The following is a 17,924-nucleotide window of genomic DNA, read 5'->3' on the forward strand; positions in this document are numbered from 1 at the left end:
TTGACCAGAGTCCGGGACACCGCCGGCCGCGGGTCCGCGACACCTTGTCGTGCTTCGCCGGAAAGGCGCGGTTCGGCCCGATCGGGCCCCTAGGGTTGCCTGATGCGTGTTCTGGTCACCGGAGGAGCCGGTTTCATCGGCTCGCACATCGTCACCGCCCTGGAAACCGCGGGGCACGAGGCCGTCGTGTTCGATCTCGTTCCCTCCGCCGCGTCGGTGCAGGGCGACGTCCGGGACGCCGAGGCCGTCGCGAAGGCGCTGGCGGGCGTGGACGCCGTCAGCCACCAGGCGGCCATGGTGGGCCTGGGGCGTGGTTTCGGGGACGCCGCGGCGTATGTGGGGGCCAACGACCTCGGTACCGCCGTGCTGCTGGAGCAGATGGCCGAGGCGCGGGTGGGCAGGCTGGTGCTGGCCGGCTCGATGGTCGTCTACGGGGAGGGGTGTTACGCGTGCGCGGTGCACGGTGTCGTGCGGCCGGGTGCGCGGGCCGTCCCGGACCTGGACGCCGGGCGCTTTGAGCCGCCGTGCCCGCAATGCGGAGCCGCGCTCTCGCCCGGCCTCGTCGCCGAGGACGCGGCGGCGGACCCGCGCAACGTCTACGCGACGACGAAGCTCGCCCAGGAGCATCTGGCCGCGGCCTGGGCGCGGGCCACGGGCGGACGGGTCATCAGCCTGCGCTATCACAACGTCTACGGGGACGGCATGCCGCGCGACACGCCCTACGCCGGCGTGGCGTCGTTCTTCCGCTCCGCGCTGGAGCGGGGCGAGCCGCCGCGGGTCTTCGAGGACGGGCGGCAGCGGCGGGACTTCGTGCACGTCGACGACGTCGCCCGGGCGAACGTGGTGGCGCTGGAGGCGGTCGCCGGGCGCCCGGCCGGGGAGCTGCGCGCCTACAACACCGGCAGCGGCGAGCCGCACACGGTGGGGGAGCTGGCCTCGGCGCTCGCCGCAGCCCAGGGCGGACCCGCTCCCGTCGTCACCGGGGAATACCGCCTCGGCGACGTCCGGCACATCACGGCCTCCTCGCGGCGGCTGCGCGACGAGCTGGGCTGGTGCCCGCGGGTGGGGTTCCGGGAGGGCGTCGAGCGTTTCGCCCGGGCGCCGCTCGCGGAACGGTGAGGGGCACGGCTTCCCCGTTCGGGTGAGCGGGCAAGGCGTGCACTCGGGCGCGTGCGTCTTCCTCCGCGTTTCGCGCGGCGTTACGCGATGGTTATACCGCTATGTCCTCTTAGGGTGGGCAAGATGAACGACAGCCCAACGCATCGGGGCAATCTGGTGCTGCCCTGTCTCGACGAGGCCGCCGCGCTCCCCTGGGTCCTGGCCCGCGTGCCGCTCGGCTGGACGCCCATCGTCGTCGACAACGGATCCACGGACGGCTCCGCGGAACTCGCCCGCGAACTGGGGGCCAGAGTCGTGCGCGAACCCCGCCGCGGCTTCGGCGCGGCCTGCGACGCCGGGCTGCGCGCCGCCGACGCCGAGATCGTCGCCTTCTGCGACTGCGACGGCTCCCTGGACCCGGCGGCCGTCGAGACGGTGGCCGGTCCCGTGCGCGGCGGTGAGGCCGACCTCGTCTTGGCGCGCCGCCTTCCCACGGCGCGGAACGCCTGGCCGCTGCACGCGCGGGCGGGCAACGTCGCGCTCGCCCGCATGGTCCGCCACCGCACCGGGGTGTCGCTGCGCGACCTCGGGCCGCTGCGCGCGGCGCGGCGGGAGGCGCTGCTCGGCCTCGCCCTGTCCGACCGGCGCAGCGGCTACCCGCTGGAGATGGTCGTCCGGGCCGCCGACGCGGGCTGGCGCATCCGGGAGACCACGGTGCCCTACCGGCCGAGAACGGGACGCTCCAAGGTGACCGGCACCTGGCTGGGCACGCTGGGCGCCGTGCGCGACATGCGGGCGGTCCTGCGGTGACGGCGGCCGCCCCGAGCCCCCGAGGCTCCGTCCGGCCGGAGGCCCGGCCGGGGACCGTGCCGCGCGCCATGCCGCTCACCGTGCTGGTCATGGCCAAGGAGCCGCTGCCCGGCCGGGTCAAGACGCGGCTGACGCCCCCCTTCAGCCCCGCCCAGGCGGCCTCGCTCGCCGAGGCCGCTCTCGCGGACACCCTGGAGACGGTGTCCGCGCTGCCCGTGGCCCGGCGCGTCCTCGCCCTGGCGGGACGGCCCGGGCCCTGGCTCCCCGGCGGGTTCGACGTGGTGCCCCAGGACGGCGACGGGCTCGACGCGCGCATCGCCCGCGCGCTCGGCGCCTGCGCGGGACCGACGCTGCTCGTCGGCATGGACACCCCGCAGCTGACGGCCCGCCACCTCGGCCCGGTGCTGCGCCCCGGGGCCTGGGACGCGTACGACGCCTGGCTCGGCCCCGCCGTCGACGGCGGCTTCTGGGCCCTGGGGCTCGCCTCCCCCGAGCCCGCGCTCGTTCACGGGGTGCCCATGTCCCGGCCGGACACCGGGGCCCACCAGCGGGACCGGCTGGAGCGCAGCGGGCTGCGGGTGGGTCTGCTGCCGCTTCTGCGGGACGTCGACACCGCCGCCGACGCCGCCGAGGTGGCCGCCTGCCGGCCGGGCCGGTTCGCCGCCGCGCACGCGGCCCTGTCTCCCGCGGGGGCGCGATGACGACGACGTGCCCTACGGCCGACGGCCCGCTGCCCTGGGACGCCGACCCCTACACCGTGGCGCTCAAGGCCGGACGCGGACCGCTGTTCCTTCGCGGCCCCGACGGCCGGCTGCTCCCGCTGGACGTCGAGCGCTGGTGCGCCCGGGCCGACGAGGCCGACCTCGCCGTGCTGCGCCGGTGCTCCGGCGCCGTCCTGGACATCGGCTGCGGGCCGGGGCGGATGGTCGACGCCCTCACCCGGCTCGGCCGGCCGGTGCTCGGCATCGATCCGGCGCCCGAAGCGGTGAACCGCACCCGGAGGCTGGGTGGTCCGGCGCTGTGCCGCTCGGTCTTCGAGCCGCTGCCCGCCGAGGGCCGCTGGGGCAGCGCCCTGCTGCTGGACGGCAACATCGGGATCGGCGGGGATCCGCAGGCGCTGCTGCGGCGGGTGGTCGCATTGCTCGCCCCCGGCGGGCTGCTGCTCGCCGAGGCGGCCGCGGCGGACGTCGAGGAGCGGCTCGAGGTCAGCCTGGACGACGGACGGGGGCGCCGGGGCCCGCCCTTCCCCTGGGCGCGCGCCGGGACGTCGGCCCTGCGGCGGCGAGCGGGCGCGGCGGGCTGGCAGGTGGTCGAGGAGTGGACGGCCGGTGAGCGCCGCTTCCTCGCCCTGCGCGCTCCCTCGCCGCTGCCCGCGGCTGCCCGGACGCCGCCGCGGGCAGCGGGGGCGGCATCCGCCGGTTCACCCCCGGCACGCTAGACGCGTGCGGGTCACCCCCGGCACACTCGACGCGGCCTCACCACCCGGTGAGCAGCAGGTGGTTGACCGCCAGTGCCAGCGCGGCCTGGGCGGCGAGCCATCCCCGCTGCTGCCGCTCGGGCAGCAGCGCGGCGGCCGGGAGCAGCCACAGGGCGAACGGAAGCCAGATGCGCTCCGTCTCCGCCTTGCTCATGCCCGAGAGGTCGGCCGTCACCATCGCCAGCAGGGCGCCGGCGAGCAGGATGACCAGTGGTGAGGGGTGCCGGGCCGCCGCGGCGGCCCGGCGCAGCCCTGCCACGGTGGCCAGACCGACCGAGAACACCTGTGCCGCCAGGTTCCCCCAGACGTAGTAGGCGTAGGGCCGGATGCCGGCGGCGCCCTGGTAGTAGCGCTCGTGGAGCGTCACGTACCCCTCCCACCACCAGAAGCCGCCCAGGGTGAACGCGATGAGCCAGGGCACCGCCCCCAGCAGCACCCAGGGCAGGGGCCGCACGGTGCGGGCGGCCACCAGGACGGCGACGCCGATGACGGCCGTGAGCGTCAGCCCGTAGGAGAGGTACACCGTCCAGCCGAACAGCACTCCGGAGGCGAGCGCGGCCAGTGCGGGCCTGCGGACCGCGCCGGTCGCGGCCAGGGCGAGAAGCGCCACCGCCCAGGCGCTCACACCCGTGAAGTAGCCGTCGGCGGAGGTGCCCAGCCAGACCGCGGCCGGTGCCAGTACCAGGAACGGTGCCGCCCGGCGGGCCGCCTGCGGCCCCGCCAGCGCCCGGACGGCGACCACGGCCGCGGGCGCCGCCGCGGCGGCTGCGACGATGCAGAAGGCGCCCGCCCAGGCGCCGCCCCCGAGCCCGGACCGGTCCAGGCCCACGAAGGTCAGCAGGGCGCCCGGCGGGTGCCCGGCCACGTGTGCGGGCCAGTTGTCCGGGGCGTCCATCAGAATGCGGCTGGTGAACTCCCGGAGGGTGGCACCGACGTCCTCGACCTCGTCCACCGACCGCAGGTACTCGTACTTGGTGGTCAGCCGCTCGGCCACCCCGCGCTCCCAGCCGTCCACCAGGGCGAGGGACCACACCCACGCGAGCGAGCCGCCGAAGACCGCCCACGGCAGCGCCCGGGCACGCAGCCGGCGCGCCAGTGCGGGCCCGTAGAGGACCACGAGGACGGCGACGGCGAGCGCGGCCGACGTGCCCGGCCCGACGTGCGGCTCCCAGTTGGCGTACAGCGGGGGCCAGCCGACGCGGAGCGTGCCGTCCCGCTCCTGGATCCGGTGGCCGACGGCCACGGCGAGCACGACGAGGGCCCCGGCGGCCCCGACGGCGTACAGGTCCCTGCGGAATGACGGGCGGTCTCGCACCGGTTCACCGTAGGTCGGTGCGGGCCCGCGCGGGTCACGGCACGCCCGGAGCCGCCGAGTACGGACGAGCCCGCGCTCCGTGGGAACTGGCGAACTGGCCCGGGCTGCGCGCCGTCAGCCCGCCCCGGTGTGCCGCAGTCGGGCCGTGACGGCCTGTGAGGCCTTCTCGGCTGCCGTCCGGGGATCGGCCCCGGTCAGCACCTCCGTCTGGTATTCCTTGATCGGGTTGTCCGCCTCCAGCCCGGCCCAGGCCGGGGAGTTGGGGGTCGCGCGTCCGGACTCGGCGCCGCGGGCCATGGCCTCGGCCCCCGGGTCGCCCTTCAACGCGTCGGTGAGCGTCGTCCTGTTCGGCACGTAGCTCATGGTGCGGGCGATCTCGCGCTGCCAGGTGTCGCTGGTGAGGGTGCGCAGGAACGCGTAGCCGCCCTCGGGGTCGCCCGCGTTCTCCGGGACGATGAGCACCGAACCGCCGGTGAAGACGGCCCCCGGGGTGCCGGGCTCCTTGCCCGGGATGGGGAAGTAGCCGAGCTTGTCCGCCAGTTCGGGGTTGTGTTCGATGATGATGCGGCTGTGGCCGGGAGGGGCGATGAGCTGGGCGATCTCGTTCTCGGCGAAGACCTCGCCGTGCTCGGGCTCGGCCTCGTCCCGGTCAGCCGGCGCGTCGCCGAGGGCGTGCAGCTCGCGGTAGAACTCCATCCCGCGCAGGGACTCGGACGTGTGCAGGGCGCCCTCCCAGTGGCCGCTGCGTTCGACGGCCAGTTCGCCGCCCTCGTCCCAGATGAACCCGGCCAGGACGTACCAGTTCTGGCCGGGCAGGTAGATCCCCTGCTGGCCCGCCTCCGGCCGGTTCAGCCGTTCGGTCACCTCCAGCCACTCCTCGCGCGTGGCGGGCGGCTCGGTGATGCCGGCGTCCGCGAAGAGGTCCTTGCGGTAGATGACGACGCGGTTGGCGCCGTAGTAGGGAATGCCGTACTGGTAGCCGTCGATCTTGCCCGGTTCCTCCAGCCCGGTGATCCAGTCGTCCCCGCCGAGCTCGGGCACCTGGAGGGTGAGATTGCGCAGGTGGCCGGTGGCGGCGTAGCGGGCCACCTGGGTGTTGCCCACCTCGATGAGGTCCGGTGCCTCGTCGGAGTCGAGCGCCGCGGTCACCTTCTCGCCGATGCCTGCCCACTCCTGGACGGTCACCTCGACCCGGCGGTCCGGGTTGTGGTCCTCGAAGTCCGCGACGATCCGGTGGGTCAGCTCCTCGGTGAGGCTGTTGCTCATCAGCCAGACGCGCAGCGGATCGGGCTCGTCCGCGCCGCCGACCGGGCCACCGCAGGCGGTGAGCACTCCGGCCAGCACGGCGGCGGTGGCGCCGGTGGCCAGGCGTCTCAACAGGTGTCCGGGCATACCTCACCCCTTGGTCCCGGTGCCGGGACGCGTATCGAACGGTTTGCCGTGGGGGGAAGCAGAAGCCAAGGATTGGCATAGACCAACGGGCAGGTCAAGTCGTGGGAACGAACCTTCGAGCCGACGCCGGGGCGGCGCTGCGGCCTTCCGCTCAGGCGACGCCCGGCGGCGGCGGGTTCCCGACGATGCCCTCGGCGATACCGAGCGCGACCAAGTCCTGTGGCCGAACCCGCAGTTCGTTCGCCGTCCGCTGGACCTCGCCGGGGCCGCGCTTGAGGATCGACGCCGCCCACTCCGGACCGATCACCGAGAAATAGCTGTCCGGGGTGAGCCAGGTGCGGCCCGGGGAGGCGAGCGCCAGGGCACCGCCCGAGCCGCCCTGTCCGATCACCAGGGTCGTGACGGGCACCGGGGACTCGGCCACCGCCGCGAAGCACTCGGCGATCGCGGCCCCCGCGCCTTCCCGCTCGGCCGCCGCGTCGTTGGCGGCTCCCGGGGTGTCGACCAGGGTCAGTACGGGCGTACCGAGCCGCCCGGCCAGTCTCAGCAGGCGCGTGACGGTGCGGAAGCCGGCCGGGCGGGTGGGCGTGCCCAGCTGCGCGGCGAAGGCCACGGTGCGGCCCGACCGTTCGCCGAAGCCGCAGCGCACCCCCGGGTCCACGCCCCCGCAGCGGTCCCCGGAGAGTTCGGCCCGCACGGCGAAGTGGGCGTCGAGGTAGGCGTCGGCGCGCGGCCGGTCCTCGGCACGGGCCTGTTGGACGGCCGCCCAGCCGCTGTCCGGGAGGGCGGCCCGGCCGAGCGCGGCGGGCGGCTGGGCCGGCCCGGTGGCCGGGCGGGTGAGCAGCGACAGCCAGCGGCCCAGTGCCGTACGCAGCTCCGGCTCGGGGACGACGGCGTCGATGTGCCCGGCGGCGAGCTGCCCCTCGGCGGTGTAGGCGCGCGGGTCCGCGCCCGGAGGCCGCACCCGGGAGCCCGCGAAGCCGATCTGGGCGCCGGGCAGGGCCAGCAGCACGTCCGCCCCGGCACCGAGGGTGGCCCAGCCGCCACCGGTCGCGGGGTCGCGCAGGACGGCGACCTGGGCGAGCCCCGCGGCCCGGGTGCGGGCCGACTGCCGCGCGACCCGCTGAAGCTGTGACAGCGCGCGCATGCCCTCCTGCATCCGGCTGCCACCGGTGGCGATGAGCGAGACGACCGGCAGTGACAGGTCCCGTGCCCGGGTGTGCGCCTCCTCGAGCAGGTCCCCCGTCCGGCCGCCGAGCGAGCCGCCCAGGTATCCGAACTCGAAGGCGATCAGTGCGGCCTCGCTCTCCCCGACGCGGCCCACCCCGCACACCACGGACTCACGTTCGCCGGTCCGGGCCATGGCGCGCGCCCTGGCCTCGCCGTATCCCTCCCAGCCCAGCGGTCCGTCGTCCGGGGCCCGGACCGCCTCGCCCGCCTCGCCGGGGAACTCGGTGAACGTGTCGGCGACGGCGGCGATCGCGGCCCGCGCCGAACCCGGGCCGCCCGGCCGCGTCACCGCAGCTCCCGCTTCATGACCTTCCCCATGTCGTTGCGCGGCAGCGAGGCCACGAACCGGACCTCGCGCGGGCGCTTGTGCGGGGAGAGCTGGGCCGACACGTGCTCGGCGAGCGCCTGTTCCTCCGGCGGCGCCGACTCCTCGGCCGGTACCACCCAGGCGACGATGCGCTCCCCGAGGTCGGGGTCGGGCTCGCCGGTCACCGCCACCTCGCGGACGCCGGGGTGCTCCAGCAGGACGTTCTCGATCTCTCCGGCCCCGATCTTGTAGCCGCCGCTCTTGATCAGGTCGGTCGACTTCCGGCCGACGATCCGGTAGCAGCCCTCGGCGTCCCGGGTGGCCATGTCGCCGGTGCGGAACCAGCCGCCGTCGAAGGCGTCGGCGGTGGCGTCGGGCCGGTTCAGGTACTCCGTGAACAGGCTCGGGCCCCGGACCTGGAGCTCGCCGACCGTCTCGCCGTCGCCGCCCTCGATGCGCCGGCCGTCCTCGTCCACCAGCCGCACGTCCACACCGCGCAGCGGCACCCCCACCGTGCCGGGCCGCGCCGGCCCGTCCACCCGTGTGCTGGTGTTCATGAGCGTCTCGGTCATGCCACAACGCTCGATGACGCGGGCGCCCGTCGCCACTCGGATCCGCTCGTGGTCGTAGGCGGGCAGGGCCGCCGAGCCGGAGACCAGCAGCCGTGCGCCGCCCAGGGCCGCCGCGAGCGCGGCGTCCTCCCCGGCCGCCTCGGCGAGCCGGTGGTACATCGTCGGGACGCCGAAGAACATGGTGCCGCCCTGCTCGGCCAGGGCCCGCGTGACCCCCTCCGGTGAGAACCGGCCCAGATGGCGCAGGGTGCCGCCGCGCCGCAGCGGCCCGAGGACACCGAGGATCAGCCCGTGCACGTGGAAGAGGGGCAGGGCGTGGACGAGGACGTCGTCACCCGTCCAGCCCCAGGCGTCGGCCACGGCGTCGAGCGTGGCGGCGACCGCCCGCCGTGACAGCACCACGCCCTTGGGTGCTCCGGTCGTCCCCGACGTGTAGACGATCAGCGCCGCCCGGTCCTCCTGTGGGGGCTCCAGGTGCGAGGTGACGGCGGTCATCCCGTTCGGCGGCTCGAAACCGACGGTGAGCCGGTCCAGCCCGGAGGCGGTCTTGGGTAGGACGTCGTCCGGGCCGGTGAGGACGGCGTCGGGCGTGGAGTCCGCCAGGATGTGTGCCAGCTCCCGCTCGCCGCTCTTCGGGTTGAGCGGCACGACGGCGACGCCGGCGAGCAGCGAGGCCACGACGGCGACGGCCGTGGTGGCCGTCGGGGTGGCCCACACGGCCACGCGGCCGCGCCCGGCGAGCTCTCCGGCCAGCGCCCCGGCGACCTCGGCGAGCCGGGGGTAGGGGAGCACCAGATCGCCGAAGCACAGCGCTGGCTTGGACGACTCCTGGCCGAGGGCGGGGAAGAGTGCTGACACTCGGGCTCCTTCGCTGGATCGTCTCGTCGATCACGATCTCATCAGCGAAGCGGCCGCGCGGCAAGGGCGGTCGGGCTCCGCCTCACCGTCCGAAGGCCTGGGGGAGAAGCTGGGTGAACGGCTCGGTGGAGTCGGCGAGGCCGCGCGCGTACGGGGCGTCGAAGTGCCAGATGAGGAAGAGCAGGAACGCGATCAGCGCGCTGAACAGGCCCGCGAGCACGAGCTCTCGGGGAGTGCGGCGGATCTGCAGGACGAAGACCATGCCGATGACCACGAGCGCCCCGGTGATCAGACCGAACCAGACCACGGCGGGCATCGTCGAACCTGTGCTCTGCCCGCGGGCGCTGCGGGCTTCGTCGGCCGCGGACACCTGGTCCACCAGCCCGGGGTAGGCGTGGGACTCGAGCGTCGTCGACGGCTCGAACCGGGTCACACCCGTGCGGACGCGGTCGAACAAGACGTCGCCACGCTCGGTGAGTTGCCGGTGGTCGATCATTTTCGGCCATTCCTCGTCGACCGTGTAGGTGACGTACTCCTCCACGTCCTCGCGTACCTCGGTGCGGACGGGGTCGGGGTAGGCGTCGAGCCGCTCGTGGACCTCGTGCAGCGCCTGAGCCTCCAGCCGGACCCACTCCGTGGCCCCGTTGCGTGCCTCCCACACGCCCGCGATGGCGAGCCCCAGCACGATGGCGTAGACGACCCCGATCATCATGATGAGGTACTCGAGCACATCGGGGGTCTGCGAGGGGTCGTCCTCCAGCTCCTCCCCGGCCCGCCGCTCGCGGGTGCGCTGCCAGACCACGACACCGGCGAGGACGAGGCCGAAGGACGAGGCCATGGCCACGGTGAGCAACAGCCAAGCGGACAACGGGGACCTCCAGGGAGAGCGTGCGGACGCGCTGGGGCTTATGCGGAGCGGGAAGCCGGGGCGGCGGCGCCGCGCGGGCGCAGCGCCGCGGCGGCCAGGACGGCGGGGGTGACGATCAGCAGGACCCGCCGTGTCGTGGAGAGCCCGGGCTCGGACGTGCGGCGACCGGCCTGCGTGTACGGCGGAGCCACGAGCGCGGCCTCGGCCTCCGGCTCGGGGCCGGGCTCCGGCGGGGGGCTGGTCTCCGGCTCCGCCTTCGGCTCGGGCGAGGGCTCCGGAGGAAGCGGTGGCGGAGGAGCCGCCGGTGGCGGCGGTGGCGGTGGGGGCTCTGGCGGAGGTGGCGGCGGCGCTGGCTGCGGCGGCGGGGCCACGGAGCGGCACAGGCTCTCGATGGACTCACCGGCGCGGGCCCGCTCCATCAGTTCGTGGACGGACCGGTCACCGCCGGCGAACGCGCAGGAGCCCTGCGGCGGTGCGGCGTGTGCGGCGGCTCCGAGCGGGAGCGCAAGCACCGCTAACGGCGCCGCCACCCCTGCGGCGCGCCTGAGACTTCGCATGGGGCGATCGTGCGCCGAGGGAGCCGGGGATATTACTCCAGACGAGGCTGTTCGCCGGTTCTGATGAATATCAGGAGAAGAGGATGACGGCAGCTCGCAGCCCTCACCCGCGGCTTGGCTGGCCTGCCGTCGGCGTCGAGCGTGCGAGGTGTGACGCCTACTCGTCGCGCCGCTTGCGCCGCTTCCGGCCCGGCCTGCCGCGGCTGAACAGCCATCCGGCCGGAGGCTCGTCCGCTCGCCACGGCTCGGGCTCGGGCGGACTGCCGCGCCAGCGTTCCCGCAGCATCCGTGTCCTCGCGGCCGGTTCCTTCACGTCGGCGCTGCGGATGAAGTCCTCGTCGAGTTCCTGGGCGTCCCAGTCGTCTCCGCGCTCTTCGCCCCGCTCCTGCGGCTCGGGCTCCACGGTCGCCTCCCGTCCAGCGGTTGCGGCTTCACCTGTCCTATCAACGCCCGTAGGGGCCGGAACATTCCCGATTGGCCGATATTATCCCCGGGCTCGGAGGAGGGTCGGGGTCCGGATACGTTCAGTGACACAAGCATGACACAGTGACCGTATGTCGATGCCGCAGCCCCCATCTCAGCCACCGCACAACCCCTATTCGGGCGGTGGGTTCGGTCCGCCGACCGGTTTCGGGCCCCCGACGGCGCCGGGCGGGTGGCCGCCTCTGCCTCCGCCGCCGGGTGGTGGTGGCCGGCGGACCCGGGTGCTCGTCGTGACGGTCGTGGTCGCGGTCGTGGTCGTGGGCGCGCTCGTCGCCGGGGGCGTCCTCCTGCTGACCGGGGACGACGGGGAGAACGAGGCCCGGCCGGGCCCCTCCTTCTCCGAGTCCGTCACCACGGGGCCGTCCGAGTCCGACGATCCGCGGCCGGATCCGTCCGAGGGTCCCACCGAGACGCCGTACGAGACGCCGAGCGACGATCCGTACGAGACGCCTTCCGAGGATCCGGACGCATCGCCGTCCGGGCTGGACTGGGAGTCGATCATGCCCAGTCCGACCGACAACATGTACATGCCCTTCCAACTCGATCCCGGCGACTGCTTCGACCAGGCGGACAAGAAGGGCTTCAACGAGAAGGCGTCCTGCGCCGCGCCGCATGACGGTGAGGTCATCCACCAGGCGAAGCTCCCCGAAGAGGGCATGGACACCGACGAGGAGATCGAGACCGAGGCGCAGGACCTGTGCGACGCGAAGTGGCGCGAGGTCGGCCGGCGGCAACCCTCGACCGCAGGGCTGAAGACCTATGCGCAGTTCCCGAGCAGGAGCGGGTTCTCGCTGGGTATGCGGACGGTTACCTGCAGCCTGCTGGCGGGGGACGGCGACAAGCTCGACGGCCCCCTGAAATGAGCGCAGTCCGCAGGGTTTGTCACGCCAATAGCTGACAGAGCGTCAATTTTTCTACCAAACCCGGTACGAGAAGCAACATCTGTCGTTCATGCGGGGGAAGACCTCGTCATTTTTTGGCATGGACACTTCTCGAACGGGTTGTGCGCTGCTACGACAGTTGTCACAGGCGTTCCTCCATGTCCCACCCCCACACGGGAGGTTCTGTGAGACTGTCCAGATTCGCGTCCGTCGCCACCGCGGTGGCCGCCCTCGCCGCACTCACCGGTCTGACGGGCGCCACCGCGGCGGCGCAGGAAGCCGCGGCCGTCAACTACGTCGCTCTCGGCGACTCCTACTCGTCCGGCGTGGGAGCCGGCAACTACGAGGGCGGCGACTGCAAGCGCAGTACGCGCGCCTACCCCCAGCTCTGGCGCAGCGCCAACGCCCCCTCCTCCTTCGACTTCACCGCCTGCTCAGGCGCCCGGACCCACGACGTCATCAACAACCAGCTCGGCCCGCTCGACGCCGCCACCACCCTGGTGAGCATCTCCGTCGGCGGCAACGACGCGGGCTTCGCCGACGCCATGAGCACCTGCGTGCTGCAGGGCGAGAGCGCCTGCCTCGCACGCGTCGAAGAGGCCCGCGCCTACATCAGCCAGACCCTGCCCGGCCGTCTCGACGCCGCTTACGACGCGATCCGGGCCCAGGCGCCCAACGCCCATGTCGTCGTCCTCGGCTACCCGCGCATGTACGAGCTCAACGGGAGCTGCTGGTTCGGTATCAGCGAGCGCTCCCGGGCGGCCATCAACGCGGCCGCGGACGACCTGCACAACGTGACGAGCAAGCGCGCGGCCGACCACGGATTCACCTACGGTGACGTCCGCGGTGCCTTCACCGGACACGAGATCTGCTCCGGCGACGAGTGGCTGCACAGTACGACCTGGCCCATCAGCGACTCCTACCACCCCACGGCCGAAGGCCAGTCCGGCGGTTACTACCCCGTGATGGAAAGCCTGGCCTGATCCGCACCCCGCCCGACCGCGACGCGGTACGGCCGCCCCCGGCAGCCGGCGGCCGTACCGCGTTCGCGCGCTGACGTACCTTCACGCTGAGGCCCCCTCACGCTGACGCCCGATCAGGCGAGGCGCCGTCGGCGTCGCGCAGCACGGGGGCCAGCCGGCGCAGGATCCGCTCCCCGGGACGGGCGGCGGCCAGGCGTCGGGCGTCTTGCCCCAGCGTCGGCTCCGGGGGCGGCGGCACGTCGGCGTGCCGCGGGTCCAGGGCCTCCGCAAAGGCCAGCCGGGCCCGCCCCGCCGCCTGGACGGCCAGGAACTCCAGCGCCTGCGGGTCGATGTCCTCACCCGGTGACCTACCCCCGCCCCAACGGATCGGCGGCCCCGCCTCGCCCGCCGGCGGCTCCGGCGGCGTCCCCGGCAGCGGTGGGACGGCGGCGGCGTAGACCCGAGCGGCCGGGGTCCCCCTCACGTCTTCGGCGGTGGAGCCCGCGGCGGCGCGGACGGCCGCGCGGTGCTGGAGGCCCGCCACCAGCTCCCGCTCCGCGCGCCCGCGCAGCAGGAGCAGTAGGAACGGTTCCCCGTCGAGCAGCCGCGCCCAGTGGTAGCCGAGCGCCGCGGAGTGCGGGCAGTGGTCCCAGGCGCCGCACTCACACGTCGGTTCCAGCTCGCCGATTCCCGGCAGCAGTTCGACGCCGGCCGCCTCGGCGTCCTGGGCCAGCGCGGTGGGCAGATCCCGGTCCAGCAGCGCGGCGACGTGGCCGGCCTCGGCACTGACCACGTCCACCAGCCGGTCCCAGGTGTGCCCGTCGAACGCCGGGAGCTGGATGTCGCAGCGGTGACCGGTCCCGTCCCGGTCCTGGACGACGGCCGTGATGCGCCCCGGGCGCGCCGAGACCGCGCCGACGGCTCCGGCCCGCGCCAGCCGCCGGCCCGCCCTGAGATGCTCCGGCTCCAGCGCCCCGTCCTCGAGCGCCCCCAGCCAGCGCTCACCCCACCAGGTGGCGGCGAACCGCCGGCCCCGGGCCGGCGGCAGGGCACTCAGCACGCGTTCGAATCCCTCGGCCGGTGTGCTCATGCGCCACTCCCGCGCAGTTCGATCAGCTCGGCCAGCTCGATGTCACTCAGCTCGGTGAGAGCGGCCTCGCCGACGCTCAGCACGGAGTCGGCCAGCGCCTGCTTCCGGGCGAGGAGTTCGGCGATGCGGTCCTCGATCGTGCCCTCGGCGATGAGCCGGTGCACCTGGACGGGGCGGGTCTGCCCGATGCGGTGGGCCCGGTCGGTGGCCTGCGCCTCGACGGCCGGATTCCACCAGCGGTCGAAGTGCACGACGTGCTCGGCCCGGGTCAGGTTCAGTCCCGTGCCGGCTGCCTTGAGCGACAGCAGGAAGACCGGCACCTCCCCGGCCTGGAAACGGCGGACCATCTCCTCGCGCCGACCCACCGGCGTGCCGCCGTGCAGCAGCATCACCGGCACGCCTCGGGCCGTCAGATGAACCTCCAGCAGGCGGGCGAGCCGCACGTACTGCGTGAAGACGAGTGTCGCCGCGTCCTCCGCGAGGAGGGTGTCGAGGAGTTCGTCGAAGAGCTCCAGCTTGCCCGAACGCCCGGCGAGCCGCGGCCGGCCTCGGCCCGACGACTCCGGGTCCTCCTTGAGGTACTGAGCGGGGTGGTTGCAGATCTGCTTCAACGAGGTCAGCAGCTTCACCACCAGCCCGCGCCGGGCCATGCCCTCGCTGCCCGAGACGGCGGCCAGCCCCTCCCGGACCACCGCCTCGTACAGCCCCGCCTGCTCGGCGCTGAGCGACACCGGGCGGTCCGTCTCCGTCTTGCGGGGCAGCTCGGGTGCGATACCGGGGTCCGTCTTCCTTCGGCGCAGCAGGAAGGGGCGGATCAGCCGGCCCAGGGCCTCGGCCGCCGCCGGGTCACGGCCCGCCTCGACGGCGTCGGCGAACCGGCGGCGGAAGGACGGGAGGGTCCCGAGGACGCCCGGGGTCGTCCAGTCCACAAGGGCCCACAGCTCGGAGAGGTTGTTCTCCACCGGCGTGCCGGACAGCGCCACCCGCGCGGCCGACGGCAGGGTGCGCAGCGCCCGCGCCGTCGCGGAGGACGCGTTCTTCACGTGCTGGGCCTCGTCGGCGACGACGAGGCCCCAGGCGGTCGCGGCCAGCTCACTCGCGTCCCGCCGCATGGTGGCGTAGGTGGTCAGCACGAATTCCCCGTCGGCCAACGCCTCCAGCTCCCGTCCACTGCCGTGGTGGCGGCGCACCGGACTGCCCGGAGCGAACCGCTCGATCTCCCGCTGCCAGTTCCCGAGCAGCGAGGCCGGGCAGACGACCAGCGTCGGTCCCGCCGCGCCCGGCACGGACCGGCGGTGCAGATGCAGGGCGATGACCGTCACCGTCTTGCCGAGGCCCATGTCGTCGGCCAGGCAGGCACCGAGCCCGAGCGAGGTCATGCGGTGCAGCCAGTTGAAGCCGCGGAGCTGGTAGTCGCGCAGCGTGGCCGCGAGCGCGGCGGGCTGCGGCACCGGTTCCGGCACGGGGCCGTGCTCCGGAGCACCGGCCTCCGGCTCGGCCAGCCGGGCGCGCAGCTCCTCCAGCGCGCCCTCGGCCCGCACCTCCACCCGTTCCCCGGCCTCCTCCACCGAGCCCGCCAGCACGCTGCCCAGCGCCTCCCCGCCGGTCATCGTGCGCCCCTTGCGGTCCCGGGCGCGCCGCAGCTCGTCGACGTCCAGCAGCACCCACTGGTCGCGCAGCCGCACCAGGGGCCGCCGCGACTCCGCCAGAGCGTCCAGCTCGGCCGCCGTGAGCTCCTGGCCGCCCACGGCGACACGCCAGGTGAAGTCGAACAGCGCCCCCGGTGAGAGGGGCGACACGCCGCCGACCGGGGTTCCACGCTCCGGCGGCGCGCCGATCACCGCCCGGGCGGAGAGCGACCGCACGAGCTCCCGGGGCCAGTGCACCTCCAGGCCGGCGGCCGCCAGCGCCCGCCCGGTGACGGGGGAAAGCAGCGAGGTGACGTCCTCGTCTGCCAGCTCGACGCAGTCCGGCACCGCCGCGTTGAGGAGCGGGCGGAGCGGCTCCCATGCGGCAGCGGCCTTGCGCAGCGTCACCAGCGCGTCGGTACGCGCCCGTGGGCCGAAACCGGTCGCGGCGGGAGCGTCCGTCCACAGCTCGGCCGCGTCGGCGACGGCGGTGGGGCCCTCCACGCTGTGGACCTGCAACACCGCGCGGAACCGGGCGTCTTGTGCGGCGTTCCCGCAGAGGCCCGGCACCTCCACGCGCAGCGACAGCCGCACTCCCGCGTCCTGTCCCGCGGCGATCTCCTCGGCCCAGGCCCGGCGGCCGGGCAGCCGTTGCGGCTCGCGGGCGGCGAACGCCCGGCCGCCGGCCGCCAGCGCGGCGGCGGGGGAACGCGGGAGCCCGTCCGCCACCGCGTTCACGAAGGTGCGCAGCAGTGGCTCCGGGTCCGGGAGCTGGGCCGTCCCGCTGCCGGGCAGCGGGACGGCGCGGGCGTGCGGCGGCATGGCCTCGGCAAGCTCCCGCAGGCGGTCGACGTCGGCCGGGTCCAGCGGGCCCAGCCGCCAGGCGTCGTGGTCGGTCGCGGTCAGGCCGGGCAGGAGCCGTCCGCGGGCCGCCAGCTGCAGGGCCAGCAGCGCCGCGGCGCCCCAGAAGGCTGCGGACGGTTCGGTGCCGGGCGCCGAGGCGGCGGCTCGGGCTCGGGTGAGGACGGGCAGGGCCTCGGCCACGGAGAGCCGGAGCACCGGGACCGTCCGCAGGCCGGCGGCACCGTCCTCACCGGGCAGTGCGACGGTCAGCTCCGCGGGCTCACCCGGAGGCGCGGCCGCGGTGCCGTCCGGCGGCGTCCCGTCCGGACGCCAGAAGGCGACGGTGGAGAGTCTGGGCGGGTCGGCGGGCTCGACGACGGCGGCGCACCCGCTCAGTGTGGAGATCCGGGACCGCGCGGTGACGGAGTGGGCGGAGCTCACATGATTCCTCAAATTTGACTACCAGGGGAGCGGTTGAGGGTACAGCAAGCACGCGATGAGCGGAAGGCGCAGCCGGATGGGCACGGTCGCATCAGGGTGAAGGGAACGTCGGGAGGCCGGATGGCGTTCTAGTAGACGGGCGGACTGGCCGTACGGGCCGCCCGCGCTGAGGAGGCGAAGAGAATGAGCACACCAGCGAAGATCGCCGTGGGCGGCGTGGCGGTCGGCCTGCTGCTGTTGATCTGGCTCCCCCTGTGGGCTGTGGTGCTGATCGTGTTCGGGGTGCCCGCGGTCGCCTACCTGGCGCTCGACCCCTCGCAGCGGCGCCGCCTGCGCCGCGTCACACGCCGGGAGCTGGGCCGGTAGCCCTGCCCGGCCCCGGCCCGGCCCGGGGAGGCTCGGCGCTGCCGCGGGCGAGTGCGCACCGGGTGGGCGCGGAGCGTGCCAGCACGGAGCGTGCGGGCGCGCGGGTGCGGTTCAGCGCCGGACGCGGACGGCGAGCGCGAGGAAGCGGTGCTCCTCGTCCACGTAGGACGTCAGGTCCCACCCCGCGCCCGCCAGCAACGGGCGCAGTGCAGGCTCCGCCCGCAGGTCGTCAGGGCTGAGCGTCCTCCCGTGGCGGGCTGCCAGAGCGGCGCGGCCGAGCGGATGGAACAGCGCCAGCAGGCCCCCCGGCTCCGTGACCCGCGCCAGCTCGGACATCCCCGCCCCGGGATCGGGGAGGTGGGTGAGCAGACCGGCGGCGAACACGGCGCGCACGGCCGCGTTCCGCAACGGCAGCCGCACGGCGTCGGCCATGACCAGCGCGGCGCCCCGGCCGCGGCCCGCCCGCTCCGCTGCGTGCAGCATCGCCCAGGTGAGGTCGGCGCCGAGCACGACGCCCCGCGCCCCGACCGCGTCCCGCAGCAGCGGTAGCGCCCGGCCCGTGCCGCAGCCGGCGTCGAGCACCCGGTCGCCCGGGCGGAGCGCCATCGCCTCCACCGCGCCCGCGTACGCGGGTCCGTCGTCCGGGAAGCGCGCGTCCCATGCCGCCGCACGCTCGGTGAAGAACGCCTGAACCGAAGAACGATCGTGCTGCGTCATGCCTTCATGATCCCCCATTCCGCCGGGGG

At 74.7% G+C, this 17,924-nt stretch carries 17 protein-coding genes; 7 read left to right on the top strand and 10 right to left on the bottom strand.

Going from position 1 to position 17,924, the window contains the following annotated elements:
* Nucleotides 1–102 precede the first annotated feature (102 nt).
* The 4 genes from O7609_RS23245 (at nt 103) to O7609_RS23260 (ending at nt 3,346) form a co-directional block, all read left to right on the top strand.
* Nucleotides 103–1,119 (top strand): NAD-dependent epimerase/dehydratase family protein, encoded by a 1,017-nt coding sequence (locus O7609_RS23245; protein ID WP_269744186.1) that lies wholly within the window; start codon nt 103–105, stop codon nt 1,117–1,119.
* Between the two features lie 123 nt (nt 1,120–1,242).
* On the top strand, nt 1,243–1,908 hold the full coding sequence (locus O7609_RS23250) for a glycosyltransferase family 2 protein (RefSeq protein ID WP_269735043.1): 666 nt from the start codon (nt 1,243–1,245) through the stop codon (nt 1,906–1,908).
* 68 nt (nt 1,909–1,976) lie between these two features.
* Nucleotides 1,977–2,609, top strand: coding sequence for a TIGR04282 family arsenosugar biosynthesis glycosyltransferase (locus tag O7609_RS23255; RefSeq protein WP_269735042.1), 633 nt, complete (start codon nt 1,977–1,979; stop codon nt 2,607–2,609).
* Entirely contained in the window at nt 2,606–3,346 is a 741-nt protein-coding gene (locus O7609_RS23260) for a class I SAM-dependent methyltransferase (RefSeq protein WP_269744187.1), read from the top strand. The genes O7609_RS23255 and O7609_RS23260 overlap by 4 nt, the downstream gene beginning before the upstream one ends.
* Nucleotides 3,347–3,383: 37 nt before the next feature.
* Here O7609_RS23260 and O7609_RS23265 read toward each other — a convergent pair whose 3' ends face one another.
* The 7 genes from O7609_RS23265 to O7609_RS23295 all read right to left on the bottom strand — a co-directional run bounded on the left by O7609_RS23265 (nt 3,384) and on the right by O7609_RS23295 (nt 10,887).
* Nucleotides 3,384–4,700 (bottom strand): hypothetical protein, encoded by a 1,317-nt coding sequence (locus O7609_RS23265; RefSeq protein ID WP_269735040.1) that lies wholly within the window; start codon nt 4,698–4,700, stop codon nt 3,384–3,386.
* A 114-nt stretch (nt 4,701–4,814) separates the two neighbouring features.
* Nucleotides 4,815–6,092 carry an extracellular solute-binding protein gene (locus O7609_RS23270; RefSeq protein WP_269744188.1) on the bottom strand — a complete coding sequence of 426 codons (1,278 nt, stop codon included), beginning with the start codon at nt 6,090–6,092 and terminating at the stop codon, nt 4,815–4,817.
* 151 nt (nt 6,093–6,243) lie between these two features.
* Nucleotides 6,244–7,611 (bottom strand): carboxyl transferase domain-containing protein, encoded by a 1,368-nt coding sequence (locus O7609_RS23275; RefSeq protein ID WP_269735038.1) that lies wholly within the window; start codon nt 7,609–7,611, stop codon nt 6,244–6,246.
* Nucleotides 7,608–9,059, bottom strand: a complete 1,452-nt coding sequence (locus O7609_RS23280; RefSeq protein ID WP_269744189.1) for an acyl-CoA synthetase — start codon at nt 9,057–9,059, stop codon at nt 7,608–7,610. The genes O7609_RS23275 and O7609_RS23280 overlap by 4 nt, the downstream gene beginning before the upstream one ends.
* A gap of 82 nt (nt 9,060–9,141) precedes the next feature.
* Nucleotides 9,142–9,927, bottom strand: coding sequence for a bestrophin-like domain (locus O7609_RS23285; RefSeq protein ID WP_269735036.1), 786 nt, complete (start codon nt 9,925–9,927; stop codon nt 9,142–9,144).
* A gap of 38 nt (nt 9,928–9,965) precedes the next feature.
* Complete coding sequence (locus tag O7609_RS23290; RefSeq protein WP_269735035.1) at nt 9,966–10,439, bottom strand: hypothetical protein; 474 nt, start codon at nt 10,437–10,439, stop codon at nt 9,966–9,968.
* Between the two features lie 202 nt (nt 10,440–10,641).
* Entirely contained in the window at nt 10,642–10,887 is a 246-nt protein-coding gene (locus O7609_RS23295) for an SGM_3592 family protein (RefSeq protein WP_269735034.1), read from the bottom strand.
* Nucleotides 10,888–11,197: 310 nt separating this feature from the next.
* On the opposite strand from O7609_RS23295, the gene O7609_RS23300 reads away from it, so the two are divergent.
* Together O7609_RS23300 and O7609_RS23305 are read left to right on the top strand one after the other, a co-directional pair.
* Nucleotides 11,198–11,830 (top strand): septum formation family protein, encoded by a 633-nt coding sequence (locus O7609_RS23300; RefSeq protein WP_269744190.1) that lies wholly within the window; start codon nt 11,198–11,200, stop codon nt 11,828–11,830.
* A 176-nt stretch (nt 11,831–12,006) separates the two neighbouring features.
* The gene (locus O7609_RS23305; RefSeq protein ID WP_443072199.1) at nt 12,007–12,831 is read left to right on the top strand and encodes an SGNH/GDSL hydrolase family protein; all 825 of its coding nucleotides are present in this window, start codon (nt 12,007–12,009) and stop codon (nt 12,829–12,831) included.
* Nucleotides 12,832–12,928: 97 nt separating this feature from the next.
* Here O7609_RS23305 and O7609_RS23310 read toward each other — a convergent pair whose 3' ends face one another.
* Together O7609_RS23310 and O7609_RS23315 are read right to left on the bottom strand one after the other, a co-directional pair.
* Nucleotides 12,929–13,900 carry an SWIM zinc finger family protein gene (locus tag O7609_RS23310; protein ID WP_269744191.1) on the bottom strand — a complete coding sequence of 324 codons (972 nt, stop codon included), beginning with the start codon at nt 13,898–13,900 and terminating at the stop codon, nt 12,929–12,931.
* Nucleotides 13,897–16,812 (bottom strand): DEAD/DEAH box helicase, encoded by a 2,916-nt coding sequence (locus tag O7609_RS23315; protein WP_269744192.1) that lies wholly within the window; start codon nt 16,810–16,812, stop codon nt 13,897–13,899. Before O7609_RS23315 ends, O7609_RS23310 begins: the two co-directional genes overlap by 4 nt.
* A gap of 183 nt (nt 16,813–16,995) precedes the next feature.
* Here O7609_RS23315 and O7609_RS23320 point away from each other — a divergent pair, with 183 nt between their 5' ends.
* Nucleotides 16,996–17,178, top strand: a complete 183-nt coding sequence (locus O7609_RS23320; protein WP_219089226.1) for a hypothetical protein — start codon at nt 16,996–16,998, stop codon at nt 17,176–17,178.
* 111 nt (nt 17,179–17,289) lie between these two features.
* On the opposite strand, the gene O7609_RS23325 is transcribed toward O7609_RS23320, so the two are convergent.
* The gene (locus tag O7609_RS23325; protein WP_269744193.1) at nt 17,290–17,895 is read right to left on the bottom strand and encodes a class I SAM-dependent methyltransferase; all 606 of its coding nucleotides are present in this window, start codon (nt 17,893–17,895) and stop codon (nt 17,290–17,292) included.
* Nucleotides 17,896–17,924: the final 29 nt, after the last annotated feature.

The organism is Streptomyces sp. WMMC1477 (assembly GCF_027460245.1).
GTDB lineage: Bacteria > Actinomycetota > Actinomycetes > Streptomycetales > Streptomycetaceae > Streptomyces.

What these genes read in the sequence shown, in the direction of transcription:
- O7609_RS23305 (WP_443072199.1), top strand. Translation starts at nt 12,007, where the DNA reads ATGTCCCACCCCCACACGGGAGGTTCTGTGAGACTGTCCAGATTCGCG.
- O7609_RS23270 (WP_269744188.1), bottom strand. Translation starts at nt 6,092, where the DNA reads ATGCCCGGACACCTGTTGAGACGCCTGGCCACCGGCGCCACCGCCGCC.
- O7609_RS23250 (WP_269735043.1), top strand. Translation starts at nt 1,243, where the DNA reads ATGAACGACAGCCCAACGCATCGGGGCAATCTGGTGCTGCCCTGTCTC.
- O7609_RS23310 (WP_269744191.1), bottom strand. Translation starts at nt 13,900, where the DNA reads ATGAGCACACCGGCCGAGGGATTCGAACGCGTGCTGAGTGCCCTGCCG.
- O7609_RS23255 (WP_269735042.1), top strand. Translation starts at nt 1,977, where the DNA reads ATGCCGCTCACCGTGCTGGTCATGGCCAAGGAGCCGCTGCCCGGCCGG.
- O7609_RS23325 (WP_269744193.1), bottom strand. Translation starts at nt 17,895, where the DNA reads ATGACGCAGCACGATCGTTCTTCGGTTCAGGCGTTCTTCACCGAGCGT.
- O7609_RS23260 (WP_269744187.1), top strand. Translation starts at nt 2,606, where the DNA reads ATGACGACGACGTGCCCTACGGCCGACGGCCCGCTGCCCTGGGACGCC.
- O7609_RS23320 (WP_219089226.1), top strand. Translation starts at nt 16,996, where the DNA reads ATGAGCACACCAGCGAAGATCGCCGTGGGCGGCGTGGCGGTCGGCCTG.
- O7609_RS23245 (WP_269744186.1), top strand. Translation starts at nt 103, where the DNA reads ATGCGTGTTCTGGTCACCGGAGGAGCCGGTTTCATCGGCTCGCACATC.